At 60.5% G+C, this 13,946-nt stretch carries 13 protein-coding genes, 2 pseudogenes and 1 riboswitch; of the genes and pseudogenes, 8 read left to right on the forward strand and 7 right to left on the reverse strand.

The features are described 5' to 3' along the window. Window positions 1-125: 125 nt before the first annotated feature. The 6 genes and pseudogenes from RPG13_RS33385 to RPG13_RS33410 form a co-directional block, all read right to left on the reverse strand. Window positions 126-1,298, reverse strand: a pseudogene (locus tag RPG13_RS33385) (MFS transporter). Window positions 1,299-1,328: 30 nt separating this feature from the next. Continuing rightward, window positions 1,329-1,445: riboswitch (TPP riboswitch) on the reverse strand. A gap of 394 nt (window positions 1,446-1,839) precedes the next feature. Further along, window positions 1,840-2,523, reverse strand: coding sequence for a hypothetical protein (locus RPG13_RS33390; protein ID WP_095482604.1), 684 nt, complete (start codon window positions 2,521-2,523; stop codon window positions 1,840-1,842). Window positions 2,524-3,255: 732 nt separating this feature from the next. Then, entirely contained in the window at window positions 3,256-4,185 is a 930-nt protein-coding gene (locus RPG13_RS33395; protein ID WP_095482616.1) for a TauD/TfdA dioxygenase family protein, read from the reverse strand. A gap of 344 nt (window positions 4,186-4,529) precedes the next feature. After that, window positions 4,530-4,793 carry a DNA -binding domain-containing protein gene (locus tag RPG13_RS33400; RefSeq protein ID WP_164895833.1) on the reverse strand — a complete coding sequence of 88 codons (264 nt, stop codon included), beginning with the start codon at window positions 4,791-4,793 and terminating at the stop codon, window positions 4,530-4,532. 276 nt (window positions 4,794-5,069) lie between these two features. Further along, entirely contained in the window at window positions 5,070-5,318 is a 249-nt protein-coding gene (locus RPG13_RS33405) for a DUF982 domain-containing protein (RefSeq protein WP_095482605.1), read from the reverse strand. 207 nt (window positions 5,319-5,525) lie between these two features. Beyond that, on the reverse strand, window positions 5,526-5,828 hold the full coding sequence (locus RPG13_RS33410; RefSeq protein ID WP_095482618.1) for a DUF982 domain-containing protein: 303 nt from the start codon (window positions 5,826-5,828) through the stop codon (window positions 5,526-5,528). A 330-nt stretch (window positions 5,829-6,158) separates the two neighbouring features. On the opposite strand from RPG13_RS33410, the gene RPG13_RS33415 reads away from it, so the two are divergent. The 8 genes and pseudogenes from RPG13_RS33415 (at window position 6,159) to RPG13_RS33450 (ending at window position 12,050) form a co-directional block, all read left to right on the forward strand. Further along, on the forward strand, window positions 6,159-6,389 hold the full coding sequence (locus RPG13_RS33415) for a hypothetical protein (RefSeq protein WP_164895832.1): 231 nt from the start codon (window positions 6,159-6,161) through the stop codon (window positions 6,387-6,389). Beyond that, complete coding sequence (locus tag RPG13_RS33420) at window positions 6,382-6,921, forward strand: DUF309 domain-containing protein (RefSeq protein WP_245329711.1); 540 nt, start codon at window positions 6,382-6,384, stop codon at window positions 6,919-6,921. The genes RPG13_RS33415 and RPG13_RS33420 overlap by 8 nt, the downstream gene beginning before the upstream one ends. A 269-nt stretch (window positions 6,922-7,190) precedes the next feature. After that, the gene (locus tag RPG13_RS33425; RefSeq protein ID WP_095482620.1) at window positions 7,191-7,655 is read left to right on the forward strand and encodes a MucR family transcriptional regulator; all 465 of its coding nucleotides are present in this window, start codon (window positions 7,191-7,193) and stop codon (window positions 7,653-7,655) included. Window positions 7,656-8,345: 690 nt separating this feature from the next. Continuing rightward, complete coding sequence (locus tag RPG13_RS33430) at window positions 8,346-8,498, forward strand: hypothetical protein (protein ID WP_158302489.1); 153 nt, start codon at window positions 8,346-8,348, stop codon at window positions 8,496-8,498. Window positions 8,499-8,777: 279 nt separating this feature from the next. After that, window positions 8,778-8,939 carry a hypothetical protein gene (locus RPG13_RS33435; protein WP_158302490.1) on the forward strand — a complete coding sequence of 54 codons (162 nt, stop codon included), beginning with the start codon at window positions 8,778-8,780 and terminating at the stop codon, window positions 8,937-8,939. Between the two features lie 122 nt (window positions 8,940-9,061). Next, entirely contained in the window at window positions 9,062-10,915 is a 1,854-nt protein-coding gene (locus tag RPG13_RS33440; protein ID WP_245329716.1) for an ABC transporter ATP-binding protein, read from the forward strand. Further along, window positions 10,915-11,721, forward strand: a pseudogene (locus RPG13_RS33445) (ABC transporter transmembrane domain-containing protein); the annotation flags it as partial. The gene RPG13_RS33440 and the pseudogene RPG13_RS33445, both read left to right, overlap by 1 nt. Before the next feature lie 107 nt (window positions 11,722-11,828). Then, window positions 11,829-12,050: a hypothetical protein gene (locus RPG13_RS33450; protein ID WP_245329712.1), complete on the forward strand. Its 222-nt coding sequence runs from the start codon at window positions 11,829-11,831 to the stop codon at window positions 12,048-12,050. A gap of 723 nt (window positions 12,051-12,773) precedes the next feature. Here RPG13_RS33450 and RPG13_RS33460 read toward each other — a convergent pair. After that, window positions 12,774-13,859: an HPP family protein gene (locus RPG13_RS33460; RefSeq protein WP_095482622.1), complete on the reverse strand. Its 1,086-nt coding sequence runs from the start codon at window positions 13,857-13,859 to the stop codon at window positions 12,774-12,776. Window positions 13,860-13,946 lie beyond the last annotated feature (87 nt).

The following is a 13,946-nucleotide window of genomic DNA, read 5'->3' on the forward strand; positions in this document are numbered from 1 at the left end:
GTGGCCGCTCGCGACCCTGTGCTGCCTTAGTTGCTGCTGCTGGAAGGTCGTTATCGAGCGCCACGGGGGCTCCTCACCGCACTGCTTTTTTCAAGCGCAAACAGCGCGCGTTTATCAGGACGGCATCACGTCCGATAGGACTGAGAATCGCCTGGGACGAGCGCCGCGAGCACAGCCGCCAACAGCCCGCACCCGGCGAAAAAAAGCATGATGGAGAACAGCGCATAGGTTGCGTTGCTCTCCGTCAGGACGGCCCCTGTGATCGAGGAAAGGGCTGCGCCACCCGCAAGGGTCATAGCGCCTGCCAAGCCGGCCGCGCTTCCAGCCAGGTTCGGCCGCACCGAAAGCGCGCCGGCATCGGCGTTCGGCATGGTCAAGCCATTGCCGATGCCGACCAGAATGCAAGGGCCGAATAGCGCAATCACATGCCTGTCATCTGCGAAAAACAGGACCAGACAAATCGCAGGGCCGGCACAGCGACGATGCGCCCCACTATCATCATGGTGGTCAGAGGGAAACGGCCGGCGTAACGTCCGGACAGGAGCTACCCAACACGAAGCCCGCTGTTATGCTGCCGATGTAAAAGCCAAGCGAGGCCGATGACACGTCGAATATTGCAGCAACAAGTGGGGCGCCAGCGAGAAACGCGTAGCCCGCACCGACCAAGAACCCCATGCACAGCGCGTAGGCCCAAAAACCGGGTGCGCGGAACAGCGCCGGATAGGCGTGGAATTGCTGGACGAGGCAAACATCACGATGCCGGCTAGGGCAAGACCCCAGAAAATCGCCCGCCAGCCCAAGGTTTCATCCACCACACCGCCAAGCGCCGGGCCGATCATCGGGGCCAGCGCCCAGATCATCGCCGCATAACTGATCCGGCTCGCCGTCTGCTCTTTGCCGGCCGTATCCCTGATAATCGCCATCGAAATTGGATGGCAGGACGTGATTGCCGCCTGGAGCAAACGGAACGCAAGAAAGGTCCAAATATCGGATGCAAAGGCGCAGCCGATCGACCCGATCGTGAACGTGGCAAGACTGACCATGACGATCGGCCGACGCCCGAACCGATCGGATAGCGGACCCATGATCAGTTCCAATGCGACGGCCACTATCGCGTAACCGGCTAACGACAGGCTCACGAGAGCATAATCGGCGCGGAAATCCTGCGCGATATTCGCCAGTGATGGCAGAAAGACGTTCAACGGCAGCACCGAAAGGGCGCATAGGTGGGTCAACGTCGAAAGTTTAGGCGTGAGCGCTGAATGCCGGGCCGTGGTCGTTGATTTTTCGGGTGTCATTGCGGCCACTTGTTTGAGGCCGGCAAAGGAGAGAGGCGTCAGACCCGTCCCTTCGCCGGCATGATCCGGATCAGGTTCAAAGGGTCACTGTGCTGCCTTCGGCCAACAGTATCTCAGCCCCTTGACGGGGCACCCCTCGGTATCTGCGAAGTTATCTCAACCTTGAATAACAAGCACGCCTTATTTGGCCGGGGCGCTGATGGCCAACGACCGCTTTTTCGTCGCAAATATCCCGAAACCTTCGACACGGTTTTGCGACTGCGACAAAAGGTCCGCTTTGCGGGCTTAGCCGCGAGGTGGCGCCTGGCGTCTTGACACAGCCGCCGTATCAAGAACCCAGGCCGGGTGGCACCTCTGGCAGGCTGATGAAAACAAGTCACTTGAAGGAGTTCGCCATGCGCAAGATCGCCATGGATTCTCACGCCCTTATTTCAGCACTGCCGCTCGCCTGCCCGACTCGGCCGGGGTCAGCCTTCACCGCCAAACTGATTGGCGCGGCGACGTTCCTATCGGGTCAGGCGAAGCTTCTCGAAGGTGCCGCTCATCTCGTTGCCCTGGCCCGGTCGATCGCCCTCTCAGTCTCGCGATTGGCGGAGTTGCTCTTGAGGCGCGAGCCGGCGAGCTCGAGGAGCGCGTAGGCTATCTCGTCCTCGGTCCAGCCGGATTCCGCTGCCCGCTCAGCCAATTGCTGAAAGGCCGGTTCCAAGGCGAGCTGGCATTGAAGACCGCGATCTGGATGGTCGACCGGGCAGCTTGGTTCCACGATCGCAACGCGTGATCGCTTCATTGCAGGCCATGGGCTCTCGCCCCTCTCCTTTTGCCACACGAGGCGCGCCAGCTCACGTGTCGTTGGTGCGCGCCACGGCAACCGCTTCATCTTGTCAACCAGCCGCTCCAGCGATCCGGCGCGCTCCAGCTCCGCAAAGAAATGGTGCGGCGTGACGCTACCGAGCCGGTGCATCTCGGCCAGGTTCCACACATACGGATAGTCGACCATGAAATCGGATCGAGGCGAGGCCTTGGACGATTCAGCCTTGGTCAGGATGCCGCCGCCCACAAGCCGATCAGCCTTGTCGATGATTTGGCGCACCCTCGATTTCGACAGGCCATGTTCCTGCGCCAGGTCGGCGAAACTCTTGCCCTTCAGAAAGCCTTCGACCAGGGCGACATTCCTATGGACGGTCGGGCTAAACGCCCAACAGGCGCGCAGTTTTTCCAGTATCATTCCGTTCGTTCATCCGGTTGTTCGCCCCCCTTGCAAACCCTACCCGGCCAAATCGGCGCTTGGAAGACCCACCAGACTCACGTCATGGCCTCGGGAAAGTACCCGGCCGACGGCCATGTGAATACGAAAGATGCTGGCGATCACCATGATCGTTGGTGACCGCTGACCTCGCGAATGTCGGGTTCGACGGCACACCGGGAGCTCTCGGCAACGTTGAATATTCCGTTTGTAGATGGTTGTTTTCGTCGTCGAGGCTGGATCCATCAGGATCGGTGTCGACGATTCTATATTTGAGGAACCCAAATTCGTTTGACTCGCGCAATTCGCTGTCCGGCGTATCATCGCAAGCGCGGGATTGCGACATCCTGCGAAGTGCCCGCGTTGCTGGAATGGAATTTGCGGAAGTAAAAAGGCCCCGGCGCTGGGTCGGCGCGCCGGGGCCTTCAGGCATGTACGAGCTACCACAATGTCCAGTTATGATCGTGCGCTATTATAAATGAACAAACCGGTGAATGATCGCTATCCGGAGGTGCAGGCGGGCGAGATGGTGGGGCGGTGAGGGACCTGTACCGCAGCAGCGACCCGAGCCATGCGCCACGCTGCAGGACCTCGATTTCGGGCCAAGCCTCGAGCCAGCAACTCGCCTTGCTTCTCGGAAATCATAAGGCTTTGTGGGGCGGTTAAGCCGCGCGATATGGCCGCGGCGATACGAAGTTTACCCTGTTCAGACGGTCAGGCTGCCTTCGCCGCCGGCTTAGCTGCCTTGACATGGGTTATACTGCGGCGACCGTCGACGCCGACCGGAACGTCACCGTCAACCGTAGCGCGACGCACAACCCGGTGCTGGTCGCCATAGTCGTTGACCGCATAATGCTGGGTAGCACGGTTGTCCCAGATAGCGACGTCGCCTACTTGCCAGCGCCACCGCACGGTATTTTCCGGGGCAGTGACGTAGGACTGGAACACCTCATGGAGCTTGGCGGAATCGCTCTTGGAAAGGCCGACGAGGCGCTGCACGAAATTGCCGAGCAGCAGCGACTTCTCCCCGGTTTCCGGATGGACGCGCACGACCGGATGCTCGGTCTCGTAGATCGTCGATGTGAAGATTTCCTCGAAGTGCTTCTTCTCTTCGGCTGTGGCGCGCGGGCGCACGGCTGTGTAGTCGTAGGCATTGCTATGAATAGCCCACAGATTGTCCGCCAATATTTTGAGCGGCGCCGGCAGATTCTCGTACGCGGCGTGCGTGTTGGACCAGATCGTGTCGCCCCCCGTCGCCGGAATGACGACGCCACGTAGGACCGAGAATTTCGGATAGGCATCGACGAAAGTCACGTCGGTATGCCACTGGTCTGCCCTGCCACCGCCACGGCCGGAATCGAGATTGAGAATTGAGGCCGTGCCGGCTGCCGGCCCCTGCGTGGGATGAGGTACAAGGTCACCCAGACGCCGCGCGAACAATTCCTGCTCCGCATCGTCGAGATGCTCCTGGCCGCGGAAGAAGATCACCTTGTGTTTTAGAAGAAGCTGGTTGATGGCTGCTATCGCTGCGTCCGAAAGGTCTCCGCCAAGGCGGACGCCTCTGATTTCAGCTCCAACACGGCTGATCAGCTGTACAACGTCGGAGTCAGGAATGGTCTGGTTGACAAGGACTGGATTGCTCATGGGGATCTCCTGATTGATCTTGGAAGGGGACAGCAAGTCACATCCGGCCAGCGGATGTCGCGCGGCGTTGAAAGTCTCATCGCGAGTCAACAGAGCTATTGAACAAGATAATCGACTTAAACATAGAAATAATGTTCCAAATTAAACTGGCTCGACGAAAGAGCCGTCTCCGTTGCTCCGGTCTCGGTGTTGAGTTCTCTCTGGGCAAGGAAACGGCGCTAGATGGGGGTTTGATGGTGCAAGATCCAGCGCCGGATCAGGAAGGCCATCGCGGAAGCAACGGATCGCCTTGCTAGTGGACGCCTGGACCAATCTGCTGCTGAGGAGCTGCCGCCCATTCTCCGTTATCCCGCGAACAATTCTTTGTACCCTGTCGTCACCATCCAGTTCGCCCGATCGAGATGGCTTCGCGCGGCTTTGCGGGCGCGCTCCGGTTCCTGTACCGGATCGATGCCGAGGATCTCCTGCGCCATCTCCTCATAGCTGGCATCATCAGCGGCCGCATCCAGGAACCTCAGGTACAGCGTGTGGTGCTGCTTATCGTACGTGGTCAGGCTGTCGGACCATGGCACTTCTTCCTGGATTGCCGGTTTCGTTCCGACTTTCATGGCAGTTCGGTACTCCATCATTATTTCAGTGGGATATTCCTTCGACAGGTTAGCCAAAGCAGACAGCAATCATAGTCCTAAATGACAATCCCTGATCTCTCCGCAAATGTCCCGGCGCGGCCGTGCTTCGGGACAGCTTCAGTATTCTGCCGCCCAGCCCAGGCGCAACGGCGGCAGATCCTCGAGTTCCCTCCGTGTGGACGGCGTGGGCGCGAGGCGCGGCAAACTTGCAGCGATGCCGAGATGAACGAAATTCATTAGCGCGCGTCCAAGCTCTCAATCGCTGCGCAGTATCTTTGCTTCGAGCGCGGCTGCCACAAAAGCACGCCGAGCGACTGGTGGATGAGCCTCACCTCGCAACACCTGCAGACAGGCGTCCATTGCTGCCTTGCGCTTCGCGGTCTGACGATGGAGATGCCGCAGCAGGATGTTGGACGCGTCATTGACATCGAACACGACACGCTCCGAACTGTGACGGCTGACTTGAACAACGACTGGCTTTTCAAATCTGCTCGAGCCGGTCATCACTCCCCCTCTACACCCAGCGGCGACAGCCTCGCTCGCATTTATTTCCTTAGCCGAAAGATCCGGCTGCACCCTCGCAGCTAAACTTGGTCGCTGGCGTCCAAGAGATCGTCATGAGCGCTGTCTGGTTCATGTCGGGTGGCGGGGGATTGGCTAGCTCAATCTCGACAATGTCGCCTTGCGCCAGTGTCGCACAGTTTGTGGAGCCTACGCCTGCACCTTTCCGATGCCCGCCTTGCACGCAGCGATCCACTGCATGGCGGAGGTTGGGTCCTCCAATATGGCAACTCGCTTTGCAAAGCCGACAAAGGCATTGCTGGCAGCGTCCACCGGTATGTGCCCAGCATATGCATCACAACATGCCCTCAGAGCGGTCTCGTAGGTCAGGTCTCTGCGATCCTCGGGCCACTCATTGAGAAAATCGATAGCGTCCGCAAGACTGGCAATCTCTTGCACGATATAGCTGGCTCGTTTCACGAAAATGGGGCTGCTAAAAGCCTCAGCGTTCATTCGTTCCCCTCCACCTGCTCCATAGCCAATTTGCACGACCCGGGCCGCATCGACGCCCGCCGACCATTGCAGAAATGTGCTGTCAGGGCGATGACGATTCAAGAGGAAGAACATGCGTGATCTGCATCCTCGGTAAGCAGTTCGGCTGCGCATCACCGCGAAGTCCGGCGAAGAGGCATCTATCTTCCTTCCTGGCCTGATCTGAGGAGAACATACCCCCGGGTGCCGTCATTCTCTAACGGCGGATGAACCACACAAATTGAAAGGCCCCGTTTAACTGCCGAGCCACAGTATGACCGCCGCGAAGTGAGGGCCCGCATGAACTGCCCGATGACCGCCGACGCAACCTCGCAGCTTCGTGAGATCTGGCTGGCTGACACCATTTGCCAAGACATTCCTGATGCGGCGGCTATGCACGGAACTGAGCATCTGTTCAGGGCCACGGGTGTGCTATACGGCTTTGATGGCTATTGGTTCGATGTTGCGCCGGCGCTGGCTGCCGGGAAAGAGCTTTCCATCCTATGCGTATCTGCCGGGCAGGCAACCGCATCCCGTGCGTGATCCCGCGGGACATAGCTACAATAGCGAAGCCATGCCGTCGGCGGCAGAGGCGTCGCTGGACTCAGACATATTCCTTTGGGGTCTCGACCTCTTCAACCATGGTTATTACTGGGAAGCCCATGAGGCGTGGGAGGGTCTGTGGCAAGTTGCAGACCGAGACGCTCCGCTTCGGACGCTCTTCAAGGGATTGATCCTGTTATCGGCGGCCGGTGTGAAGATCCGCGAGGGCAAGCAGGCGGCGGCGATGCGTCATGCCGGACGCGCCGCGGCGCTCCTTCGTCGGCTGAACACGGCGGATCATACCTTCGAGCGTGCGCTCGGCATGTCACCCGCAGCGCTCGCCGAATACGCAGAAGCCGCGGCACGGATCCCGGCAGCCTTGCAGGCGACAGCGCTCGGTCAGCCCCAACCCGTGTTTGACTTCATTCTCGGACCAAGCTCCGGCGGAAAGGCCGATCAGCTCGCAAAAAACAAACAGTCATCCGTAGAAGTCGCCGGGAATAGACCGGACCCGTTGGGCCAACGTCACTGACGAACGACGATTGCCAGGTTTCGTTCACCTGGCCGTATTTTCGTGTAGCGCGGATTTTCGTCACGTTGTTTTCGGAATTACAAAAGCTCAAGACGGCATGGCTGCATATCGGTTCCGGCGCCTGGCAGCGAAACGGTTTCCGGTGGGAACGCCTATTAGCAATGGCTTATGGCGATACTTATGCTGCCGAGACATTTATTGCCTTCAGCCACAACCATCACTATGTAGCAAGACTTCGCCTGCTGTCTTCAGGCCACCCGGAGAATTTCATGACAGAAGAAGCCGATCACAACCTCGACGCCCTCATCGAGCTTACCGCCGATGTCGTCTCAGCCTATGTCTCGAACAATCCGGTCCCAGTGGGCGATCTCCCCGCCCTGATCGGCCAAGTACATGCAGCACTGAAAGGAACGGCCGGCAGCGTTTCCGCAGAACAGCCGCAGGCTCTCAAGCCTGCTGTTCCGATCAAGAAGTCGGTGATGGCGGACTACATCATCTGCCTTGACGATGGAAAGAAGTTCAAATCGCTAAAGCGCCATCTGTCGACCCACTATGGCCTCACGCCGGACGAATATCGCGCCAAATGGGGCCTGCCGGCGGACTATCCCATGGTCGCACCGAATTACGCCGCTGCGCGCTCGGCCTTGGCCAAGACCATGGGTCTCGGCCGCAAACCGAAAGAGTCGGAAACACCGGCGCCGGCGAAGCGGACCGGCAAGAAGGTCGCAGCTTGACTTTTATCTCTCGAGGGTCGTTCTGGAGCGCGTAGCCGCTATCGGGATGATCTGCGCAGAATAGGAAAAGGCGGGGGACCAAACCACGCCTTACCTCGCGCTCATTCGCTCTTGCCGGGACGCAGGAGAAAATTTCAGCCAGTCTTCGCACAACCCACGCATCTACAAGGATCGCATCGTTGGCGACTACGCAGTCAATGGCACGCCACCACCATATCAGTGGGGGATCGGCCGCAGCCCTGCATGAAGCTGCAAGCAAGGCTAATCGGTTCCGTCCCCGCATACTCCAGCTGAACATCGACATCATGTGCGCCAACAGCCAGCAGGCCAAGGGCTGCCTCGAACGCGCATAGGCCTGGTGACATCAGCACGATTGACGCGGCGAGCGCCTACGCGGCCGAGTTCGCTATCACTTCGTCTCCGCGCCATGGCGTCCGCTGCATCTCGGCCGAAGCCGCAATCGTCAGCGGCCTCTCGCGCGAAAGGCCCGAGGAGCTTCTTGTTCGCGTCGGGCTTAGCTGCAGTGCGGCCGATCGATGCCCGCACGCTTTTTCGGGAGGCCAAAGGCGGCCTGGCACGCGCGCCGCTCATGCTGCAGCCGGATCTGCTTGTCGCTGACGAGCGCCGGCGCTCGACGTTTCGATCCAGGCGCAGATCTGCCCTCCTTGCGACAACGCAAAGGAGAGCAAAATGACCAGCACCATTAACCTCTACAGCGGCCAGCTAGGGCAACAATTTTGGTGGGTGGGTCTTCGAGACAATGTCGATGCATACACCCAGGTAACGCCTTCGCACATGCGATATGCAATTTGTGCATTGCAATATCTGCGGCGATCGATATGATCCTGTTGTCGGGCCATCTACTCCTCCCAGATGCGATGCCCGGCGCTGAATGCGGTGCACCTCCTCCCGCGCTGCATTTCAAATCGAGCCCGCTGCCACCTCTTCCCGGCAGCGGGCTTTTTCTTTGTATGAGCGGCAATTTTGGGCCATGGCCAGTGTATTGGCTTCTAGGCGAGGCGAACGCTCCGGACTTCCAGGCCTTTCTTGCCTGCCCATATTCGACGAACACTTTCTGTCCCTCCACAGCGCGCTGAGCCCTGAGCGGGTCAGCTCGGTGGCATGAACGAAGACATCCTTCTCACCGTTATCGGGTGCAAGAAGCCTGGAATGCTTCACGGCCTCATGCTTGGCAAAACTCTGCCTATGGCCATGTATGCCTTCGCCTCATCACTCATCAAATACGATCGCGACGACCAACGGCTGCACGCCTTTCAGGCATAGTGCGATGCCGCCATTGGCCCCTTGAACGGTCAAGTCGGACACGCGTAACATCGCCATCTGAATTGAGTCTGCTTCATTGGTCCGGGCTAATGTCCGGAGTGGTCTGGATATTTCCCTTGGGTATGGATGCAACCAGCGGCGCGGCGAAGCGCGGCAAATCGTTTGTCCATGTGGCGGAAGCCTCCTGGGGCAAAGGCCTCAGCACCCTGCTGCGTATCGTGCGAATGACGCTGCGCCATCCCTGGCAAGTCGCCATCACCATCGTTTCGACCTTCATTGCCGCGACGCTGCAGCTTTTCATTCCACGCTTGCTGGGACGCGCCATCGATCAGGCGCAGGGCGTCATGACTGCTGGTGCTGGTCCTGCGGCAGAGCACGCGCTGTGGAAGACGGCGCTCACGCTGCTCGTCGTCAGCATCCTGCGCGGCCTCTTCACTATGGCGCAGAACTACTATGGCGAGGCCGTCGGCCATCGGACCGGCTATGAACTGCGGCTGGCTTTTTATGAGAAGATCCAGCGCCTGAGCTTCTCCTTCCACGACCGGGTCCATACCGGCGATCTCATCACGCTCGGCCTGCTCGATCTCGACGGCGTGCGCATGTTCTTCTCCACCGGCATCCTGCGCGTCGTGCTGCTCGGCGTGCTGATCGGCGTCGGCGCTTATCTGCTGATCAGCACCGATCTCGTGCTCGGGCTGCTCAGCCTGAGTTTTGTGCCGTTCGTCGCCTGGCGGTCCTCGGTCACGCAGCTGGCGCTGCGCAGCACCTGGCTGACGTTGCAAGAGCGGCTGTCGGTGCTGAGCCGGGTGATGGATGAGAACCTCGGTGGCATCCGTGTCGTGCGTGCTTTTGCGGCGCAGCGGCATGAGCTGGAAAAGTTCGACCGCGCCAAGCAGGATGCGCTGGACCTCGCCAACCAGCGCGTCGGCATCCGCGTCAGCAACACCAGCGCCATGAACTTCTCGTTCCTCGCCGCCATGGGCTTGGTGCTCTGGTTCGGCGGCCAGAAGGTGATTGCGGGCCAGATCAGCGTCGGCACGCTGGCCCAGTTCCTCACCTTCATGACCATCTTGCAGATGCCAGTGCGCCAGCTCGGCCTGATGGTCAATTCATTCGCCCGCGCTTCGACCTGCGGCACGCGACTGTTCGAACTGCTGGACACCGAACTTGATATCGAGGACGCACCCGACGCCAGGGACCTTGTCGTCACTGACGGTGTGCTGCGCTTCGACAATGTCGGCTTCCGCTACGCGGGCGCTGGTCGCCCGACGCTATCCGGGATCTCCTTCGAGGCAAGGTCGGGCCAAACCATCGGCATTGTCGGTCCGCCCGGCAGCGGCAAATCGACCATCGCGCACCTGATCCCGCGCTTCTACGATGTGACGTCAGGTGCCATCACCATCGATGGCCAGGACATAAGCAAAGTCACGCTGCAATCGCTGCGCAAGGCGGTCGGCGTGGTGCAGCAGGACGCATTCCTGTTCACCACCTCGATCGAGAACAACATCGCCTACGGCAATCCATGGGCGCGCGAGACCCGCATCGGGCAAGCCGCCGAGTATGCCCAATTGCACAACTACATCATCGGGCTTCCCGCCGGCTACACCACAGTCGTTGGCGAACGCGGCGCGTCGCTTTCTGGCGGCCAGCGCCAGCGCCTGACCATCGCCCGCAGCCTGATGCTGCGGCCATCGGTGCTGGTCTTCGACGATTCAACTGCTGCCATCGACGCCGGCACCGAGCAGCGGATCCGGGCAGCGATGAAACGCTTCGCCAAGGACCGCGTGACGCTCATCATCTCGCACCGGCTGAGTTCACTGATGCATGCCGACCAGATCCTGTTCGTGGAGGGCGGCCGGATCGTCGAGCGCGGCACGCATGAGGAACTGCTGGCGCTCGGCGGACGCTACCGCGCCCTTTACGACCTGCAGCTGCGGCCGGACTATGACCGACCCGTTGTAACGGGAGCCGCGTGATGTCGACACATAGCGGCGACGAGAAGGAAGACACCAGCGGGCGGCCGACAAAGGCGGTCGTCGGCTCGCACCGGGACGAGGAAGAAGTCTTCGGCAAGGCCTATGATCCGCGCATCGTGCGGCGCATCTGGAGCTTCGTGAAACCGTATCGGGGCCGGATTTTCATCTCGGTCGCCGCGGTCCTGGTGTTCACGCTGACGCAGCTGGCGATCCCGCTGGTCATCCGCTACGCCATCGACCAAGGCATGGCGGCGGGCACGCTCGACCGGTCGGTGATGATCTGGGCGACGGGCGCCTTCGCGATGATCATCCTCATCAACTACGGCGCCAGCTATATGCAGGAGAGCGTGGTCGGCAAGGTGGCCGAAAACGTGCTCTCCGACCTGCGCCGCGCCATGTTCAGCCACCTGCAGCGGGTCTCGCTGAGCTTCATGGACAAGACCGAGGTCGGCCGGCTGATGTCGCGCCTGCAAGGCGACGTGAATTCGATGCAGGAATTCCTTGAAACGTCGGTGATGTCGGTGGGCGATATCGTGCTGTTGTTCGGCATCGTCAGCGTCCTGCTCTGGCTCGATTTCCGGCTCGGGCTGCTGACGCTGTCGACCATGCCGGTTCTGTTCATCGTGCGCCTGTTCTGGCTGCCGCGCGCCAAGGTCGCCTTCATGGCGGCGCATGAAACCAACTCGATCGCCAACGGTGCGCTGGCCGAAGGCATCCATGGCGTGCGCACGGTACAGAGCCTGGAACGCCAGCATGTCAATTTCGATCTTTATGACGAGAAGGTGCTGGCCAATCTCAACGCCCATCCGCCATTGTTGGGCTAAATCCAAATCGCCCACCTTCGTTGCAAAACTACCCTGGCAAGGGCTTTGAGGGAGTTTCGAAATTGGATTGTCTCCAGAGGATAGAGACGTTGATCGATGAGGCCAGCGTGGATGCGATCGATAAGGCGCGCGTTTTGCTGGATCAGTTCAAAGGTAGGTCAGAAACACTCGCCCAAGCTATCGATGACTTCCTGCTTGATCTGATGACCCTGGTGTTCGTCGTAGAAACCACCCGCGAGAGGTTCCACAATCCGGCGCGGCGATTGGCGCGTGTGAGATTGACCAGGATCAGCCTGTTGTTGGCGTCGTAGTCTGAAACTTAGGGGTCCGTCCCGGTCAGAGAGAGGTCGCACCAGGAAGAAGGCGCCGACTGATTGTCGGCAAATCCGAGCGCACCAAACAGCTACGTTCTCTTGCGGCCGCTGGCCCTGGTGGCGAAAAGACGTGCGCCGAGGAACGCTACGGGACTGGCCAGCGCGATTTTTGAGCCAGCACCGCGTCCGCGAGCCAGGGCCCAAGACTATGTTCGGCCTCCGGCAAGAGCCCGACGTCGAGCATCTTCGCATGCCCCGCGTCGATCTTACTTCGGAAGTATTCCCCATGCCGAGCTATTAAGATCGGCGGCGCGCCGGATCGTTGATCGGCGCGTGCTGCATCTGCTCAAGATGTGGCGGGAATGCCCGGTCGAAGAAACCGATGATCGAGGCCGGAAGACACGCACGGCCAAGGTGCGGGATTCGCTCAGCCGTATTCAACAGCACGACCTTGTAGCCCTCCAATGTACGGGTAATAGGCGCTGGCGAACACGACGTCGTGCCCCCGGAAGGAGAAGGACGACGATCTTGCGCAAACCCTCAAAAGCGCCGCGCACCAGCGCCATTACGGCGGCCATGGCATCATCGGCCGTAGTAAGCGCGACGGTGGGAATTGCGGGGTTACTCATTGCGACCCATCTCTACTCAAACAGGGTTCGCCCGTGGATTGGATGCGCCTGTCGGCAAAAAGTTCCCGAACCTGCGATGTTAGGTTGGCCGCTATGCCACTGCTTGGAGCGGCGACTTGTCTGACACCTGCACGCGCGCCGCCGCCGCCAGCAGGTCGGTCTGGGTGATCAGGCCGAGGATGCGCCGCTCGGCATCGACGATGACGACGGCATGGCTGCGGCCGTCTGTGAGCACGGGAAGCAGGCTCATCGCCGGCGTCTCGGGCGAGGCGGTGCCTGCCTTCGAGATCACGCCCTTCACCGTTTCGGTCGTCTGCGTCAGCTCGCGCAACCCCACGGCGCCGGCCAGCCGGCCGTCCGCATCGACCACCGGCAAGGCGCGGATGTTGTGGTCGAGAAGCTGCTTTCGCGCCACGGCGGCGGTGGCAGTTTCCGGCACCGAGATCACGTCGCAGGACATGATGTCCCGGCAAAGCAGCGTTCGGTGCGAGCGCGCCATCGCCTGCAACTCGACCTGGTGCAGCAGCCTTTCGAGGTCGTCGCGGCCAATGTCGAAGGTTTCGTCCAAAGCGGCGAGCGCCGCATCGACGTCCTCGGGCCGAAAGCCGACACGCTCTATCGGCGGGCTGTCCGCGCTGCCGTGATTGTTTGCGGCGGCCACGTGGACATGCGGATAGTTGCGCCGTGACAGAAGGTGGAAAATAAAGCCTAGCGCCACCAAAATTGTCGAGTTCAGCGCCACCGGCACCAACGGGAACAGGAAGCCGAAGCTGAGCACGGCCGGTCCGCCAAGCACGGCCGTCAGCGCCGCGGCACCGCCTGGCGGATGCAAACAGCGAGTGAACGACATCGTGGCGATCGCCAGCGCCACAGCGAGGCCCGACGCGATCACCGGATCGTGCACGAAATGCGCCACTGTCACGCCGACCAGTGCAGAGATCGAATTGCCGCCGATAATCGACCAGGGTTGCGCAAGCGGGCTCGACGGCACGGCAAAGAGCAGCACGGCGGAGGCGCCCATAGGGGCCACCAGCAGCGCCACATGCTGGCCGCCGCCCATCGCGAGCCCGCTGATCACGCCGGTCAGCGCGATGCCAATCGTGGCGCCAATGCAGGCGAGCAGCCGCTCGCGTAACGTCGCACCGGCAAGGATCGGAACAAAGAGGCGAAAGGCCATTGTAAGCCCTGGGGCGAGGTGGAATTCTGCGCTGTTCGAAATGCCGCCGAAGCCATGGATTTGAAAGTCAAACCAATCCGAATATTC

This window comes from Mesorhizobium sp. ISC15 (assembly GCF_037162615.1).
Classification (GTDB): Bacteria; Pseudomonadota; Alphaproteobacteria; order Rhizobiales; family Rhizobiaceae; genus Mesorhizobium; species Mesorhizobium mediterraneum.

What these genes read in the sequence shown, in the direction of transcription:
- RPG13_RS33390 (WP_095482604.1), bottom strand. Translation starts at nt 2,523, where the DNA reads ATGATACTGGAAAAACTGCGCGCCTGTTGGGCGTTTAGCCCGACCGTC.
- RPG13_RS33395 (WP_095482616.1), bottom strand. Translation starts at nt 4,185, where the DNA reads ATGAGCAATCCAGTCCTTGTCAACCAGACCATTCCTGACTCCGACGTT.
- RPG13_RS33400 (WP_164895833.1), bottom strand. Translation starts at nt 4,793, where the DNA reads ATGAAAGTCGGAACGAAACCGGCAATCCAGGAAGAAGTGCCATGGTCC.
- RPG13_RS33405 (WP_095482605.1), bottom strand. Translation starts at nt 5,318, where the DNA reads ATGACCGGCTCGAGCAGATTTGAAAAGCCAGTCGTTGTTCAAGTCAGC.
- RPG13_RS33410 (WP_095482618.1), bottom strand. Translation starts at nt 5,828, where the DNA reads ATGAACGCTGAGGCTTTTAGCAGCCCCATTTTCGTGAAACGAGCCAGC.
- RPG13_RS33415 (WP_164895832.1), top strand. Translation starts at nt 6,159, where the DNA reads ATGACCGCCGACGCAACCTCGCAGCTTCGTGAGATCTGGCTGGCTGAC.
- RPG13_RS33425 (WP_095482620.1), top strand. Translation starts at nt 7,191, where the DNA reads ATGACAGAAGAAGCCGATCACAACCTCGACGCCCTCATCGAGCTTACC.
- RPG13_RS33430 (WP_158302489.1), top strand. Translation starts at nt 8,346, where the DNA reads ATGACCAGCACCATTAACCTCTACAGCGGCCAGCTAGGGCAACAATTT.
- RPG13_RS33435 (WP_158302490.1), top strand. Translation starts at nt 8,778, where the DNA reads ATGAACGAAGACATCCTTCTCACCGTTATCGGGTGCAAGAAGCCTGGA.
- RPG13_RS33440 (WP_245329716.1), top strand. Translation starts at nt 9,062, where the DNA reads ATGGATGCAACCAGCGGCGCGGCGAAGCGCGGCAAATCGTTTGTCCAT.
- RPG13_RS33460 (WP_095482622.1), bottom strand. Translation starts at nt 13,859, where the DNA reads ATGGCCTTTCGCCTCTTTGTTCCGATCCTTGCCGGTGCGACGTTACGC.